The sequence below is a fragment of the Rhodococcus sp. IEGM 1408 genome (genome assembly GCF_033142235.1).
Lineage (GTDB): Bacteria > Actinomycetota > Actinomycetes > Mycobacteriales > Mycobacteriaceae > Dietzia.
Window position 1 is genome coordinate 140,295 of the sequence record NZ_JAWLRW010000003.1, and the last position, 15,318, is coordinate 155,612.

Sequence of the window (15,318 nt, forward strand, 5' to 3'; positions counted from 1 at the left end):
CCGGCTTCCGTAACCGCCGTACCCGCACTCAGGCCTGCAACCGACAGATAAACGAAGGTTGCTCGAAACCCCGAGGTACTGAGGCGACAATCGGTGGGATTGGTTTAGTCCGAGTATCTGTACCGGTACCAGTGCCCATCGAGGTGTTCTACTTCGAGGCCGGGCGTTCCCGGTTGGAAGGTGGGTGGTCCCTCTGTGCTGCGCGCCCATCCGCTGTCACCGGACGTGACTGCCATGTCGGCGTCCCCTACGAGGACGACCCCGTCGTCGCGGTGGGTGAGGTGTCGGATGTCCAACTTCCCGGCGCGGACAGGATGGGTGATGCCATAGTGCTCCACCCACCCTGGTGAATGGCTGCCGGTGGTGTCGGCGAGTTGCTCTAGCTGCTCTTGGGAGGAGTAGAAATCGTGGGCGGGAATTACCGCGATCGCGATTGCTCCGAGGATGACGATGGCTGGCGGTACGGCTATCCATCGAGTGCGTAGCCGTCTCACTCGAATGGCAAAGAGAGTCGGGATGAGCCACATAAGGCCGGCCACGGCCAGAGCCTGGCTTCCCAAGACGACGCCGAGCATCTTTGTGAATCCGTCGACGTTGGTGTCGCTGACGATCCAGGTATCGGCGTCGAGAAGAACCCACAGGACAGCGACTAGGAGGGAGACGGCACTCGCGGCGATGAGCAGCGTCGTCGCGGCGATCTGACCTCGTGAGCGACGAGTCGCACTCCGTGGCAGTGCCGACTGTTCGCTGCAATCAGGGTCGTCGACCATGGGGGCAGGGTAGCGGTGGGCGGGGCGACCATTGGCCGTTGGCCGTGGCGGACTGCTGGACGCGTACCAGCCCCAACAGTTGAGCGCTTCCTTTCAGCTGCCGGGCGGGGTGTGTCGCCTGCAGATGAGGAAGGTGCCGCGGCAGGAGAGTCCGTGCAGGCTGACGGTGCGGAAGCTCCCGCACCCATGCCCGCCGAGCATTCCGCCATCACAACCCCGCCCGGATGTGCTGCGCCTTTGACCCGCGCTGCCTCTTGGGTCCATAGCGCCAGCGCGACCCCGCCGATTGCGAACCTTCCCCCATCGCAAGCCACAGCGGCAGCGCAAGTAGCGCCACTCGCGCTGGGCGTCTGCTCGGCGCGGCCCGGCAACGAGCATTCCGCCAGCACGACCAGCCCGGATGCGCTGCTTCTCTGCCCTATCCCGGCCTGCTTCTCTGCCCTACCCCGGCCTAGGCTGCCTCGTCGATCGACTCAGTCGGTGGCGGCCCAGGTGGCGGAGGCCTCGGCGCGGGTCGGGGTGCGCACCGGCAACAGCAGCAGCAGGCCGACGAGCAGCACCAGGGCGATCCCGGCGATGCCTGCCCGGTCCGTGCCGAAGCCCCAGGTGAACAGCCCGAACAGTGCCGGGGCGAGGAATGACACCGCCCGGCCGGTGGTGGCGTAGAGGCCGAACATCTGGCCGTCGCTGTCCGCCGGCGCCAGCCGGGCCAGGAAGGACCTCGACGCCGACTGCGCGGGCCCCACGAACAGGCACATGAGCAGGCCGAAGATCCAGAACATGGCGGTCCCGTCCACGAACAGCAGCACGGTCATGGTCGCGATCATCAGCGCGAGGGACACCCCGATCACCGCCTTGGGGCCCACCCTGTCGTCGGCGAACCCGGCCACCACCGCGCCCAGCGCGGCCACCACGTTGGCGGCCACCCCGAAGATCAGCACATCCCCTGGCGCGAGCCCGTAGACCGTGACCGCGAGGATCGCGCCGAAGGTGAACACCCCCGCGAGCCCGTCGCGGAAGATCGCGCTGGCCACCAGGAACCTGACCGTCCGCGGGTCGCGTCGCCAGAGGGCCTCGAGGTCGCGCCAGAGGATCGCATAGGACTCGAGGAAGCCCGCCTCGTCGTCGTCGCCGTCAGTTACCGGGGCTCGGTGTTCGGGCACCGACCGCAGCACCGGCACGGCGAAGACGGCAAACCACACCGCGGCGACCAGGCACACCACCCGGACGTTCAGGCCGCCGTCGGTGGTGATCCCCAGCAGGCCCCGCTCGGCGCCGTCCCCGGAGATGAAGCCGAGGAACGCCGCCAATAGCAGGAAGATCCCGCCGAAGTAGCCCATCGCCCAGCCGAAGCCGGAGACCCGCCCCACCGTGGCCGGGGTGGAGACCTGCCGCAGCATCGCGAAGTAGGAGACCTCGGCGAACTCGAAGGTGATCGATCCGACCGCGAGCAGCAGCAGTCCGATGAAGAACCACGGGTAGGGCGAACCGGAGTCCACGAAGAACATCAGGGCGGTCAGCGCCACGGTCAGGTAGGTCCAGATGGCCAGCGAGCGCCGACGGCGGCCGCGGCGGTCCGCGCGTTGGCCCATCACCGGCGCGGTGAGCGCGATGACCAGCCCCGCCACGGCGATCGAGATCGACAGCCAGGTGGCGGGCGACAGCGGACCTTCCAGCTCCGCGCCGACGGAGTCTGTCAGGTAGACGGAGAAGACAAAGGTGACGATCACGGCGTTGAACGCCGCCGACCCCCAGTCCCACATCGCCCAGGAGGCCACCTGACCGCGGGTGGCGGGACGGGGTTCTGGCGACGACGACGAGGCGACGGACGCTGACGAGCCAGCCGGTGACGAGGGCCCGGAGCCGTTCGAGGGGTTCACACTCGTCACAGTATCGGCCGACCGCGCCGCCCCGGCCGCGGCGTCCGCCGAGACATAAACTAATAAAAAACTGAGACTTACCTGAAAGCCACGAACGGTCGGTAGATAGTAAAACTAGGTTCATGAGGCCTACCGGCGCGCTCGGCGCACCTGTCACGCTGGCCGTCCGAGGACGGCGCGCCAGCGATGCAACCCCCGACACCACACTAAGGACAACTTCATGAGATCACGACCCACACGACACGCAGTCGTCGCACTGCTGAGTGCGGCCGGACTGGTGGCCGGTGGCGGCCTGGCCGCCGCCGACATGAGCCCCATGGCACTTCCGGGGACCAACGATGGGCTTATCCAGGTAGCCCTAGGCAAGGGCCTCGCCACCGTGGTGGTCAATGCGGCGGGCGCCGATGCTGCCGAGGTGACCGGGACCTTCACGAACGAGAGCAACGTGTTGCTGTATTGCTCAGACCTGAGTGGTGGCAGCACGGCGACAGTGACCGATGCCGCGATCGTCTCCCAGTCGCTCGCCTTCATGTCGGGGAATCTGGTGCCGGGGAACTGGGATAACCAGTTCACGGCTGCGGAATCAGGCAGCGTCGGCAGCCTGGGCTCAGCTGGAACCGACGGCACCCCGGCCGACGAGCTCGCCGGCATCCAACAGGACCAGGACCGAGCTCGACTGGCGGGCCACTACGGGACCGTCGACGTCGGCTTCACTGTCGAACCCGGCGAGGAGATTCCCTGGTCCGCCACCCTCACCGTTCCGACCGGTGACCGGACCGACTTCGATGCCGCGGCGCTGTTCACCTGCCGGCAGGCGAGGACGTTCGAATACGAGGATTACCCCGGCGAGTACTTCATGGACGTTGACGACCAGTGGTACGCGTTCGCGGGGTACGAGGAGAACGTCGAGCAGGACAACGGCAGCGGAAGCTCGCTGAGCACGGGCTCTCTCGGGAGCTGACGCACAGCAACTGACGCGCGAACCGCGACCCCCGGCGACGGCAACCGTTCGCCGGGGGTCGCCCTCGTCGTCGTCACCACCTTCCCCGGAGGCGATACCCCCGCTTTGCTCACCGGCTCACGCGCCGGCGCGCGACCCTCCGGCGCGCCCCACCGGTACGCTCACCCTCGGTCCAGACCCCCACAACCGAGGACGCACAATGCCGCTTCCCCTGCCCACCGCGTCCAACCGAGCCGTCGTCACCGGCGCCTCCTCCGGTATCGGCATGGCGCTGGCCACCGAGCTGGCCCGCCGCGGACACTCGCTGATCGTGGTGGCGCGGCGCGGGGAGGTACTCGACGAGCTCCGGGGTCGGCTGGAGCGCGAGTTCGGGGTGACGGTCGAGGTCAGGGCCTGCGACCTGGCCGATCCCGCCAAGCGGCAGCCGCTACTGGACGAGCTGGCCGGGCGGGAGATCTCGGTCCTGTGCAACAACGCCGGCATCGCGACGTTCGGGCCGGTCGCCTCGCTGGATCCCGACTACGAGAAGGCGCAGGTCCAGCTCAACTCTGTGGCCTGCCACGACCTGATCCTCGCGGTACTGCCCGGGATGGTCTCGCGTCGCTCGGGCGCCATCCTCAACGTGGGCTCGGCCGCCGGGAACATGCCGATCCCCAACAACGCCACCTACGCCGCCTCCAAGGCGTTCCTCAACACCTTCTCGGAGTCGTTGCGCGGGGAGCTCAAGGGCTCCGGCGTGCACGTCACCCTCCTGGCCCCCGGTCCGGTGCGCACCGAGGAGATCGTCGAGGAGGACAAGAGCTTTGTGGACCGGTTGGTCCCCGACCGACTCTGGGTGGACACCGAGTACACCGCCCGGGTGTCGTTGGACGCGCTGGCGCGCAACAAGATGCGGATCGTCCCCGGGCCGCTGAGCCAGGCGATGTCCGTGGCGGGCAACTACACCCCGCGCGGGATCATGGCGCCGATCGTGGGCAAGTTCTACGCCAAGCTCGGCGAAGGCCAGCAGGACAGCTGACCTGGGCCCGCCAGGCCCCGCCCGGCCCCGCCCGGCCCCTCCCCGAGCCGGACGCCGGGCGCGGAATCACCGCCGGCGGCGGGAGCGGGTCCCGAAGATGTTCCGGCTGATCTCCCGCCCCGCAGCAGACGCCGCCGAGCGCAGGAACGACCGCACGGCCGGGTTGGCCATCGCCCTGTCGACAAAGGACTCCTCGCCGCGACCCGCGCCCTCCCCGGCGCCGTCTGCCGCCACGTCCCCCACGCCGCCGCCGGCGCGCGCCTGCTGCTGCGCGTGCTCTCGCGCCTCAGCCCGCGCCAGCTCGGCCTGCCGTCCCGCGGCGTCGGCGGCGGCCTGGGCCTCGAGCCCGGACTGCTCGGCCGCGCGCGCCTTCTCCGCGAGCTTCTCGAACGCCGAGACCGGGTCGACCGTGGCCCCGTACTTGCCGTAGAGCGCCGAGCCGCGCGCCTGCTCGGCGATCGCCGCGGCGCCGATCGTGTCCATGAGCGAGCGGGGCGGGGTCATGAGCGTCCAGGCCACCGGGGTGGGGGCGCCGCGCTCGGACAACACGGTGACGATCGCCTCGCCGGTGCCGAGGGAGGTCAGCGCCGAGGCGATGTCGTACACATCGGACTTCGGGTACGTCCTGACGGTCCTGGCCAGCGCCGCCTGGTCCTCGGGGGTGAAGACGCGCAGGGAGTGCTGGATCCGGGCGCCGAGCTGGGAGAGCACGTCCTTGGGGATGTCCGAGGGTTGCTGCGAGCAGAAGTAGACCCCCACGCCCTTGGACCGGATGAGTTTGACGGTCTGCACGACCTGCTCGAGGAACGCCTTGGACGCGTCGGCGAAGAGCAGGTGAGCCTCGTCGAAGATGAACACCAGCTCGGGCCTGTCCACGTCCCCCTTCTCCGGAAGCGTCTGGAACAGCTCCGCCAGGATCCACATGAGGAAGGTGGAGAAGAGCGCCGGCCGGGTGGACTGGTCCCCCAGCTCTACGGCGGTCACCACCCCGCGGCCGCCCTCGGTGCGCATGAAGTCGGCCGGATCGAGTTCCGGGTCGCCGAAGAACGTGTCGCCGCCGGCGGCCTCGAGATTGACAAGCGCGCGCAGGATCACGCCCGCCGTCGCCGTGGAGACGCCCCCGATGTCCTTGAGGTCCGCCTTGCCCTCGTCGCTGGTGAGGTGGCGGATCACCGAGCGCAGGTCCTTGAGGTCGAACAGCTCCAGGCCCTGCTGGTCGGCCCAGTGGAAGATCAGCCCGAGGGTCGACTCCTGGGTGGCGTTGAGCCCCAGCACCTTGGACAGCAGGATCGGTCCGAAACCCGAGATCGTCGCCCGTACCGGGACGCCGATCCCCTCGGTTCCCAGGGACACGAACTGCACCGGGTAGGCCTCCGGCGCCCAGTCGATGCCCGTGCGGGTAGCGCGGTCGGCGACGGCCTCGCCCGGCTCCCCGGGCGCGGCCAGGCCGGACAGGTCACCTTTGATGTCGGCGACGACGACGGGGACGCCGCTTGCCGACAACTGTTCGATGAACAGCTGGAGCGTCTTGGTCTTTCCCGTCCCCGTCGCGCCGGCGATGAGCCCGTGCCGGTTGACCATGGACAGCGGCAACGCCACCGCCGCCGCGGGATCGGCGACCCCGTCCACCATCACCGAGCCGAGGGTGACGGCCCCTCCCTCGGTCGAGTATCCGGCGGCGATCCGGCGGGCTGCGGTCTTGGTCATCTGGCGAGCTCCTCTGACAGGCACAACTGGGCGTCGGTCGCCTTACAGCGACGGCTATATAGTCGAACGATGCCAGACCCGAGCCCCGCTGCAACCCCTGCTTCGACGTCCACGCCGACGCCCCACCAGGAGTCCAAGAACGACCGCATCGTCTGGATCGACTGCGAGATGACCGGCCTCGACACCACCCACGACCTCCTGGTGGAGATCGCGGCGCTGGTCACCGACTCCGACCTCAACATCCTGGGCGAGGGCGTGGACATCGTCATCCACGCCCCCGACGCCGCCCTGGACGCGATGGTGCCGGTGGTCCGCGACATGCACGCCTCCTCCGGGCTGACCGAGGAGATCCGGCAGTCGACGGTGACGCTCGCCGAGGCCGAGAAGCAGGTCCTGGACTACATCCGCGCGTGGGTCCCGGTGGCGGGCAACGCCCCGCTGGCCGGCAATTCGATCGGCACCGATCGTGGGTTCCTGGCCCGGGACATGCCGGACCTCAACGCCTACCTGCACTATCGCATGATCGATGTCAGCTCGATCAAGGAGCTCAGCCGTCGCTGGTACCCGCGGATCTACTTCGGCCAGCCCGAGAAGGGGATGTCCCATCGCGCGCTGGCGGACATCAAGGAGTCGATCCGGGAGCTGCAGTACTACCGGGCGACCGCGTTCGTCCCGCAGCCGGGGCCGACCACCGACGAGGTCCGGGCCGTCGCGGCAGCACTTCCCCCGATCGACTGACGCCCGGCGGAACCCCGGATTTCCCCACTCGACCGGGCACCAGGTAGCATCGTCCACGCTGTCCGCGAGGATGGCGATGGTGGCTGTAGTTCAGTTGGTAGAGCACCAGGTTGTGATCCTGGCTGTCGCGGGTTCGAGTCCCGTCAGCCACCCCGAGCGCAGGGCCCGGACCTCACGGTCCGGGCCCTGCTTCGTTGTGCGCAAGCCCCTACCAGCGGTTGCGTGACTCCTCCGCCCACCCGACCAGGCCATCGAGACTGATCGTGGTGCCGTCGTCCAGAACCCCGGTCCCGCTCCAGGTGCCGAAGGCCTGATGCGTGCGCACGGCCAGGATCCCGAGTTCGGTGATGTCCCGGCGCAGGTGGAACGGGGTGAGCGTGACGTCGAGGCGCTCTCCCCTCACCCGCCAGGTGGCGCCCGCATCCGCGAGGTCGTAGGACCACTGCAGGTCCTCCCCCAGTTTGTGCATCCGGCCGTCCACGAGGATCCCGTTCTCCGTGGAGCCGGTCCCGTCGGTCCACCGTCCACCCACCTGTAGTGCGCGCGTCGACCCGTCCACCATGCCGCTGCCGGCCCCCCAGTTCCAGGTGGTCGCGTACCGCCACCGTCCGCGCCCGCGGTCCAGGACCGCCCAGCCGGCCCCGAGGTCGTGGGTGGTGCCGTCGATCGTCACGGCGCCGACGACGGGGTTGGCCAGATCCTTGAGCGTGTACTGGAAGCGGCTCCCGCTCCACGGCACCACCACCCCGAGGCTGTCGTGGTCCGGGCGCGTGATCGCCAGGTCCACCTGAAGTCCTCGGGCGCGCACGCGGATCGAGGTGGCGACCTCGTCGTCGTCGTCGTCGATCTCGATACCCACGCGCGCCGACCCCACGCCGGCCGACGCGTGCACGGTCCCGCCGCCAGGCTCCTCGCCGAACCGCGGAGACAGCAGCGGGCTGATCCCGCTCCGGGTGGTCTCCTCCCCGGTGCGACGATCCAGGACGTAGACAGCGCAGTTGGCCAGGTAGTCGAGGCCGGCCACGGTCAGGCCCACCACGAACCGATCCGAGACGACACCCCAGTACTCCCAACGCTTGGTGCGCCCCCAGCCGCCGATCGCCGTTCGGTGCAGCGGGCGGCGGGACCAGCCCACAGCGGTCGGGTTGAGCCGTCGGCCGTGGGCCAGGGCGACGGGGCGGGTGATCTCGCGCTCGGCGGTCATGGGATCACTGTGTCACTCGGCGTGCTCCTCGCGCGTGCCACCCGCGCGTGCCACCCGCGCGTGCCACCCGCGCGTGCCACCCGCGCGTGCCACCCGGGCGTGTCACGCGTGCCCGACGGCAGCGCCTCCCGTCCTGCGCTCCGGGGCGCTATTGCATCGAGGTGGGAGACAGGTAATACTTCCTCCGCACGCAAAGCAAGGGAAGGCTCGCCTAATTGTGCGGGTCGACCTCGCACCCGGACCGCGCCACGCGACCCGGAACCCGATAAGAATCCAGGCCGCCCGTGTTCCTCGCCAACTTCCTCATCGCCCTCCGTGAAGGGCTCGAAGCGGCCCTGGTCGTGGGCATCCTCGTGGCGTACCTCGTCAAGATCGGCCGCCGGGACCTCCTCCCGCGGCTCTGGGCGGGCGTCCTCGTGGCCGCCCTCGTTCCGCTGGCCGCGGGCGCGTTCATGACGTGGGGTCCGTACACGATGACCTTCGCCGCCCAGGAGGTCCTCGGCGGCACGCTCAGCCTCCTCGCGGTGGCCATGATCACCTGGATGATCCTGTGGATGGGCAAGCACGCGGCCAGCCAGAAGGCGGGGCTGGAGACGTCGCTCGCCGGCGCTGTGGACAGGGGCGGAAGCGGCATCGTGTGGATCGCCCTGCTCGCGGTGGGTCGGGAGTCGCTCGAGACCGCGATGTTCGTCTGGGCCACCACGCGCTCCACCATGACGACCTCGGCGGCCGTCCCCGCCGTCGCCGTGGTGTGCGGCCTCGCCACCGCCATCGCGCTGGGGGCCGCAATCTACGCCGGGGCGGTCCGCATCGACATCGGCGCGTTCTTCCGGTGGAGCGGGATCTTCCTCATCGTGGTGGCCGCTGGCATCGTCTCCTACGGCCTCGGCGACCTCCAGGAGGCCTCCGTCCTGCCCGGCTGGGGCAACTGGGCTTATGACCTCTCGCACCTGGTCCCCACCTCCGGAGCCGGGCTCGTCCCGTACACGCTGGCCGTGGCGATCGTGAACCTCAATCTCATGCCCACCTGGCTCCAGGTGTTCGGTTGGGTCGCCTACCTCGTCGTCGTCCTCCCGCTCTTCCTCCGCGCCACCCGCCGCCGACCCCGGCAGGCCGGCAGCGCTGCCACCGACACCGTCACCGTCACCGACCATTCCCCGGCGACCACCGCCGGACAGCCCGTTCCCACCGACACGAAGGCCACCACACCGTGAATCGCACCGTCCTCCGCAGGCCCGTCCTCGCGCTCCCACTCGGCCTCGGCGCCTCGCTCGTCGTGCTCGCCGGATGCACTGCCAACACCGACCCCTCGGCGGCCGGGGGCGCGGAGCCGCTCGAGGTGTCGATCAACGGTGCCGAGTGCCCGGTGTCGGCCGTCGAGACCCCCTCCGGAACCACCCGCTTCACGCTCGTCAACGCGGGGACCGAGCCCAACGAGTTCGAGGTCCTGGCCGCCGACAAGCTGCGGATCGTGGGCGAGCGGGAGAATCTCGGCCCGGGCACGACCACCGACTTCACCATCGTGCTCGAGCCGGGCACGTACTACACCGCGTGCAAGCCCAACATGGTCGGCGAGGTCACGGGGGTCACCGAGTTCACGGTGACCGACTCCGGTGAGCCCGTCACGGTCTCCGAGGACGAGCAGGCCCTGCGCGACGAGGCCGTGACGGCCTACACCGCGTATGTCAGGGACCAGACCGGGGCGCTGCTGACCAGGACCGAGGAGTTCACCACGGCGTACCTGGGCGGCGACCTGGACCGGGCCCGGGAGCTCTACCCCCGAGTGCGGATGCACTTCGAGCGGATCGAGCCCACCGCCGAGGCGTTCGGCGACATCGACCCCGCACTCGACCTCCGGGAGGCCGACTCCCAGGAGCTGGGCGAGCCGTGGACCGGGTGGCATGTGCTCGAGAAGGACCTGTGGCTGCCCGCCGGCGAGACCGCGCTCACCCCGGAGCAGGGCCGGGAGATGGCCGACGGGCTGAACCGCGACACCCGCAAGCTCTACGACCTGGTGCACGCCGACGACTTCACGGTCAGTCTCGACGAGATCTCCAACGGCGCCATCGCCTTACTGGAAGAGGTGGCCACCACCAAGATCACCGGCGAGGAGGAGATCTTCTCCCATACCGACCTCTACGACATCCAGGCCAACCTGGAGGGCGCCTCGGTCGCCTTCGGGACGGTCCGCGATCTCGCCGAACAGAAGGACCCGGAGCTGGTCGCCGAGATCGACTCGCGCATCGAGTCCCTCTCCTCCACGCTCGACGGCTACCGCAGCGGTGAGGACGGATTCGTGCCGTTCACCGAGCTCGACGACGCCGACCGCAAGCAGCTCTCCGACTCCGTCAACGCGCTGCGCCGTCCGCTGGCCACCCTCACCGAAGTCGTCGTCGGCTGACATGGACCAGGAGTCGACCGGCGCGCCGCGCCCGGACAGTGCGGAACCCCCGGGGCAGGCCACGCCGACCACCGGGGTCAACCGGCGCACGCTGCTCGCGGGCGGGCTCGCCGGCGGCGTGGGTGCACTGGCCGGATTCGCCGGAGGCCGGGTGTCGGCGGGCGGCGGCGGCTCCGGCGACTCCCGGCCCGACCAGCTGACGTACCCCTTCCGGGGCGAGCACCAGCAGGGCGTCACCACCCCGGCCCAGCAGCAGATGCACCTGACCGCGTTCGACGTGACGGCCCGGGACCGGGACTCGCTGATCGACCTGCTCACCGCGTGGACCCGGGCCGCCGAGAACCTCACCAGTGGGCTGCCGGTCGACGCGATGCGGGTGTCCAAGTCCGCGCCCCCCGACGACACCGGCGAGGCCTATGACCTGGAGGCTGCCGGTCTCACCATCACGTTCGGCTTCGGCCGGACCCTGTTCCGGGACGCGGAGGGCCGCGACCGCTTCGGGCTGGGCGACCGACTGCCCGCCCCACTGGCCGAGGACATCCCACGGATGGCGGCCGAGAAGATCGACGCCGGCCGGAGCGGAGGCGACCTCGTGGTGCAGGCCTGCGCCGAGGACCCGCTGGTGGCGCTGCACGCCGTGCACAACCTCACGCGGATCGCGTTCGGGTGGGCCACGGTCCGATGGACGCAGCTCGGCTACGGACGGACCTCGTCCACGGGCGCCGGGCAGGTCACGCCACGCAATCTCTTCGGTCTCAAGGACGGGACCGCGTCCCTGCGCGGCGACCAGGAGGACCTGCTCCGGGACTTCGTCTGGGTGGGTGAGGGCGACGACGCCGCGGACTGGATGGCCGGCGGAACCTACCTGTGTGCGCGCAAGATCCGGATGACGATGGAGGTGTGGGACGAACTGCCGCTGCGGGACCAGGAGAACTCAGTGGGCCGGGACAAGGTGTCCGGGGCTCCCCTGTCGGGAGGCGACGAGTTCACCGCCCCCGACTTCCTCAAGCGCACGACGGGCGGCTCACCGGCGATCCCCGAGTCCAGCCACGTCGCCCTCATGCACCCGACCCGGAACGCCGGGGTGCACATGCTCCGCCGCGGCTACAACTACACCGACGGCTCGGATGAACTGGGGCGGCTGGACGCCGGCCTGTTCTTCATCGCGTTCGTCCGCGACCCGCGACGCCACTTCACCCCGTTGCTGGCCCGGATGCAGTTCGATCTGCTCACCGAGTACCTGCAGCACCTGACCAGCTCGGTGTTCGCGATTCCGCCCGGGCTACGCGAGGGAGAGACCTACGTGGGACAGCGACTGCTCACCGGCGCCGTCTAGGTCAGGCCGAACCGGCGTCCGCGTTGCCGGCCTTCCAGGTCTCCCACGGGACGTTCCAGTCGCCCAGGCCGTCCCACCCGGGCAGCGTGGGGCCGACCGTGCCGGTGACCTCGAAGATGTCTCCGCGTTGGGCGTTGTCGTAGAACCACTTGGCGTCGGACGTGGTGACGTTGAGGCAACCGTGGCTGGTGTTCTGGCTGCCCTGCGCCCAGACCGACCAGGGCGCCGCGTGGACAAAGATCCCGCTGTAGGACATGCGCGTGGCGTACTGCACCGGGGTCCGGTAGCCCTCCGCCGAGTCCACGGACACGCCGTAGGTCGAGGAGTCCATGATCATCGAGGCGTGCTTCTCGCCGATGACGTAGGTGCCGTTGGGCGTCGGACTGGAGGCCTTGCCCATCGACGTGGGCATGGTCTTGACCACCTCGCCGTTGCGCTCGATCACGATCTGCTTGGTCGAATCGTCAACCCGGGAGATCACTGCGTCGCCGATCTGGAAGTCGGTGCGCGTGTCCTCCTGGCCGTACATCCCGCCGCCGAGGTCCTGGCCGTAGATGTCCACGTGCACATCGATCTTGGTACCGGGCTGCCAGTACTCGGCCGGACGCCAGCGGACCTCCTGGTCGGACACCCAGTAGAAAGCTCCCTCGACCGCGGGTTCGGTCTTGACGTAGATCTTGTCCTGCGCCGCGCGACGATCCGCGATCGGCTCGTCGAACATCACGGCCACGGGTTGTCCGATCCCGACCGTGGAGCCCTGACCTGTCGTGAGATACGCCGCGGTCATGATGCGGGGGGTGAGAGTGCTGAAGGTGGCGTTCTTGCGGGTGACCAGGCCGGCCGCGTCCGTCGCGGTGGACTCCAGCGTGTACGTGCGGCCGTAGCCGAGGTCCTCGGTCGTCCGCCACTCGGTGAGCTCGGGGTTGAACTCTCCCCGGACCTGGACGCCCTCCGGGTTGCGCACGACGACGGAGGACAGCGTGCCCTCGCTCGCGGTGAGCACGAACGGCTCGGCCGGGTTGGCCTCGGCCGACCCGTCCTGCGCGGACAGCTCGATCACCGCGGACGGCTCGGCCGGCGCCTCGGCGACCGGGGAACCCTGACCGCCACCCTCGCCGATGGTGCACCCCGTGAGCATGAGCGTCCCAGCGAACACGGCGGACAGCGCGAGACGGGTTCTCGACCGGGCATACCCGGCCCGCCGCCTGGTCCGATCCGAGTTGCGCAGGTTCACTAAGGGCCCCTTCCGAACGTCTCCCCCTCGGGAGCAGTTCGACACCGAGGGGATGTCCCGACCATTATGCCTGGGAAATTGCTGGCATTCCATACCAAAACGATTAAAGGTGTCTTGTCAACAATCTGGGCACCCCCTCCGTGACCTGGCGATTTCGTGATGGCGCCGTCGTCCTGTTAGTGTTTCTCTCGCACCGAGCAAGCGGCATTAGCTCAATTGGCAGAGCAGCTGACTCTTAATCAGCGGGTTCGGGGTTCGAGTCCCTGATGCCGCACAGAACGCGAGAGGCCCTCCCCGTCGGGGAGGGCCTCTCGTCGTAGTGCCTGGTCAGCTGGGGCTCGGGGGCCCGTCAGCCGGGGCTCACGCCCGCTTGGCGGCGAGGTAGGCCTCGATCCGCTGACGCTCCTTGCGCTTCCTGGCGGCGGAGAACGCGACTCCGCCGATGACCAGCGCCGCGATGCCGCCGAGGACCGCGAGGACCCGGGGATCCTGCAGAGCGGCCGTGGCCTTCTCTTTACCCTCCGACGCGAGGTTCTTGGGGTTGACCCGGTCGATGATCTCGTCCAAGGTCGTCGCGAGATCGTCACGCGCCTTGGCGATGTCGCCTTCGATGCTGTCGTAACTCCTGGACACGAGACCTCCGTCAATCGCTCGTCACGCGGCTAGCCGCGGGTTCTGGACTCCGCCCACGCTACTGCACCCGGCGAGGATCCGCGCCCGTGCGGCGACGCATCGGATAGGTTGGGAGCGTCCCACGCCCCGACCCCCTCCAGGAGCACCGGTGAGTACACCACGGCTCGACGTGGGCCAGACCGCCCCCGCCTTCACCCTCCCCGACGCCGACGGCACTCCCACCACGCTGGCGGGCCTGCTCGAGGCCCATGGCCGCGTCCTCGTCTACGTCTACCCGGCGGCGCTGACGCCGGGCTGCACCACGGAGACCGTGGAGTTCGAAGCTGCCCTGCAGGAACTGCAGGAGGCCGGGATCGGTGTCGTCGGCATCTCGCCCGATCCCCCCGCCAAACTCACTCGCTTCCGGGACAAGCACCACATCACGTTCCCCCTGCTCTCCGACCCGGACAAGACCATGCTCACCGAGTGGGGCGCGTTCGGGGAGAAGAAGAACTACGGCAAGACCGTGATGGGCGTGATCCGCTCGACCTTCGTCGTGGACGCCGACGGCACCCTCTCCCTCGCCAGGTACAACGTCCGCGCCACGGGGCACGTCGCGATGATCGCCAAGCTGCTCGACATCGCGCTACCCCAACCCGTGGAGGGCTGAGTCCACACATGACCACCGAACCCACCAAGCGCGCACCGGACCCGACGCGCGGCCCCGTGGACGAGAACCTCCACGACGAGCACGTCCAGCACGAGCCCAACATCCTGGTCCCCCGCCGTCGGCCCATCCAGGAGCGCAGCCGCCGCAAGTTCGTGGCCCTGCTGTCGTCGGCCCGCGAGGTGCTGGTGGAGGTGGGGTTCGACTCGTTCACGTGTGAAGAGGTCGCGTCCCGGGCGGGCGTGCCCATCGGGACGCTGTATCAGTTCTTCGCCAACAAGTACGTCCTGGTCTGCGAGCTGGACCGTCAGGACGCCCACGGGGTCATCGAGGAGATCGAGCGCTTCGCGCAGAAGATCCCCGCGCTGGACTGGCCCGAGCTGCTCAACGACTTCGTCGACCACCTGGCCGACCTCTGGCATCTCGACCCCTCCCGGCGCGCGGTGTGGCTGGCCACGCAGGCCACCCCTGCCACCCGCGCCACGGCCGCGGTCAACGAGCGCGAGCTGGCCCGGATGATCGCCAGCGTGCTCGCCCCGCTCATGCCGTCGACCGAGCGTGAGCGTCGCGCGTTCATGGCCGAGGTACTGGTCCACGTGGCCTACTCGATGCTCAACTTCTCCGTCAGCGCCGGTTCGGCCACGGGCGAGGACATCCACGACGCCACCGTCACCGAGCTCAAGCGGATGCTCACCGCGTACCTCTGGCTGGCGGAGAAGGAAGCCCAGGCCGACTGATCCCGCGGGCCCGCTCGACCCCGCCGGAGGTTGGCGGACACCAGTGGCGGGAA

14 protein-coding genes and 2 tRNA genes are annotated in these 15,318 nt (G+C 69.4%); 10 read left to right on the forward strand and 6 right to left on the reverse strand.

The genetic code is table 11. The annotated features are described in order from the left end of the window. Nucleotides 1-104: 104 nt before the first annotated feature. Complete coding sequence (locus tag R4P08_RS05930; RefSeq protein ID WP_317812859.1) at nucleotides 105-770, reverse strand: hypothetical protein; 666 nt, start codon at nucleotides 768-770, stop codon at nucleotides 105-107. Nucleotides 771-1,243: 473 nt separating this feature from the next. Continuing rightward, nucleotides 1,244-2,533 carry an MFS transporter gene (locus R4P08_RS05935; protein WP_317813118.1) on the reverse strand — a complete coding sequence of 430 codons (1,290 nt, stop codon included), beginning with the start codon at nucleotides 2,531-2,533 and terminating at the stop codon, nucleotides 1,244-1,246. 337 nt (nucleotides 2,534-2,870) lie between these two features. Here R4P08_RS05935 and R4P08_RS05940 point away from each other — a divergent pair, with 337 nt between their 5' ends. Continuing rightward, nucleotides 2,871-3,611 carry a hypothetical protein gene (locus tag R4P08_RS05940; protein ID WP_317812860.1) on the forward strand — a complete coding sequence of 247 codons (741 nt, stop codon included), beginning with the start codon at nucleotides 2,871-2,873 and terminating at the stop codon, nucleotides 3,609-3,611. Nucleotides 3,612-3,810: 199 nt separating this feature from the next. After that, nucleotides 3,811-4,629: a mycolate reductase gene (cmrA, locus tag R4P08_RS05945; protein WP_317812861.1), complete on the forward strand. Its 819-nt coding sequence runs from the start codon at nucleotides 3,811-3,813 to the stop codon at nucleotides 4,627-4,629. Nucleotides 4,630-4,695: 66 nt separating this feature from the next. Here the strand turns inward: cmrA and R4P08_RS05950 are convergent, their stop codons facing one another. Continuing rightward, entirely contained in the window at nucleotides 4,696-6,336 is a 1,641-nt protein-coding gene (locus R4P08_RS05950; protein WP_317812862.1) for a helicase HerA-like domain-containing protein, read from the reverse strand. Between the two features lie 69 nt (nucleotides 6,337-6,405). Here R4P08_RS05950 and orn point away from each other — a divergent pair, with 69 nt between their 5' ends. Together orn and R4P08_RS05960 are read left to right on the forward strand one after the other, a co-directional pair. After that, nucleotides 6,406-7,074 (forward strand): oligoribonuclease, encoded by a 669-nt coding sequence (gene orn / locus R4P08_RS05955; RefSeq protein WP_317812863.1) that lies wholly within the window; start codon nucleotides 6,406-6,408, stop codon nucleotides 7,072-7,074. 79 nt (nucleotides 7,075-7,153) lie between these two features. After that, nucleotides 7,154-7,226 (forward strand) — tRNA-His (locus R4P08_RS05960). A 56-nt stretch (nucleotides 7,227-7,282) separates the two neighbouring features. Here R4P08_RS05960 and R4P08_RS05965 read toward each other — a convergent pair. Then, nucleotides 7,283-8,278: a DUF2804 domain-containing protein gene (locus tag R4P08_RS05965; protein ID WP_317812864.1), complete on the reverse strand. Its 996-nt coding sequence runs from the start codon at nucleotides 8,276-8,278 to the stop codon at nucleotides 7,283-7,285. Between the two features lie 284 nt (nucleotides 8,279-8,562). Between R4P08_RS05965 and efeU the strand changes: the two genes are divergently transcribed. The 3 genes from efeU to efeB are packed head-to-tail and all read left to right on the forward strand — an operon-like array spanning nucleotide 8,563 to nucleotide 12,015. Beyond that, the gene (gene efeU, locus R4P08_RS05970; protein ID WP_317812865.1) at nucleotides 8,563-9,492 is read left to right on the forward strand and encodes an iron uptake transporter permease EfeU; all 930 of its coding nucleotides are present in this window, start codon (nucleotides 8,563-8,565) and stop codon (nucleotides 9,490-9,492) included. After that, nucleotides 9,489-10,679 (forward strand): iron uptake system protein EfeO, encoded by a 1,191-nt coding sequence (gene efeO, locus R4P08_RS05975; RefSeq protein ID WP_317812866.1) that lies wholly within the window; start codon nucleotides 9,489-9,491, stop codon nucleotides 10,677-10,679. Before efeU ends, efeO begins: the two co-directional genes overlap by 4 nt. Nucleotide 10,680: 1 nt before the next feature. Then, entirely contained in the window at nucleotides 10,681-12,015 is a 1,335-nt protein-coding gene (efeB, locus tag R4P08_RS05980; RefSeq protein WP_317812867.1) for an iron uptake transporter deferrochelatase/peroxidase subunit, read from the forward strand. 1 nt (nucleotide 12,016) lies between these two features. Here the strand turns inward: efeB and R4P08_RS05985 are convergent, their stop codons facing one another. Then, complete coding sequence (locus R4P08_RS05985; RefSeq protein WP_317812868.1) at nucleotides 12,017-13,249, reverse strand: Ig-like domain-containing protein; 1,233 nt, start codon at nucleotides 13,247-13,249, stop codon at nucleotides 12,017-12,019. A 201-nt stretch (nucleotides 13,250-13,450) separates the two neighbouring features. Between R4P08_RS05985 and R4P08_RS05990 the strand changes: the two genes are divergently transcribed. Beyond that, nucleotides 13,451-13,523 (forward strand) — tRNA-Lys (locus R4P08_RS05990). A gap of 86 nt (nucleotides 13,524-13,609) precedes the next feature. On the opposite strand, the gene R4P08_RS05995 is transcribed toward R4P08_RS05990, so the two are convergent. Continuing rightward, nucleotides 13,610-13,882: a DUF3618 domain-containing protein gene (locus R4P08_RS05995; RefSeq protein WP_317812869.1), complete on the reverse strand. Its 273-nt coding sequence runs from the start codon at nucleotides 13,880-13,882 to the stop codon at nucleotides 13,610-13,612. 148 nt (nucleotides 13,883-14,030) lie between these two features. Here R4P08_RS05995 and R4P08_RS06000 point away from each other — a divergent pair, with 148 nt between their 5' ends. Both R4P08_RS06000 and R4P08_RS06005 read left to right on the forward strand, forming a co-directional pair. Then, on the forward strand, nucleotides 14,031-14,531 hold the full coding sequence (locus tag R4P08_RS06000) for a peroxiredoxin (protein WP_317812870.1): 501 nt from the start codon (nucleotides 14,031-14,033) through the stop codon (nucleotides 14,529-14,531). A gap of 8 nt (nucleotides 14,532-14,539) precedes the next feature. Next, the gene (locus R4P08_RS06005; protein ID WP_317812871.1) at nucleotides 14,540-15,265 is read left to right on the forward strand and encodes a TetR/AcrR family transcriptional regulator; all 726 of its coding nucleotides are present in this window, start codon (nucleotides 14,540-14,542) and stop codon (nucleotides 15,263-15,265) included. The last annotated feature ends 53 nt before the right edge of the window (nucleotides 15,266-15,318 follow it).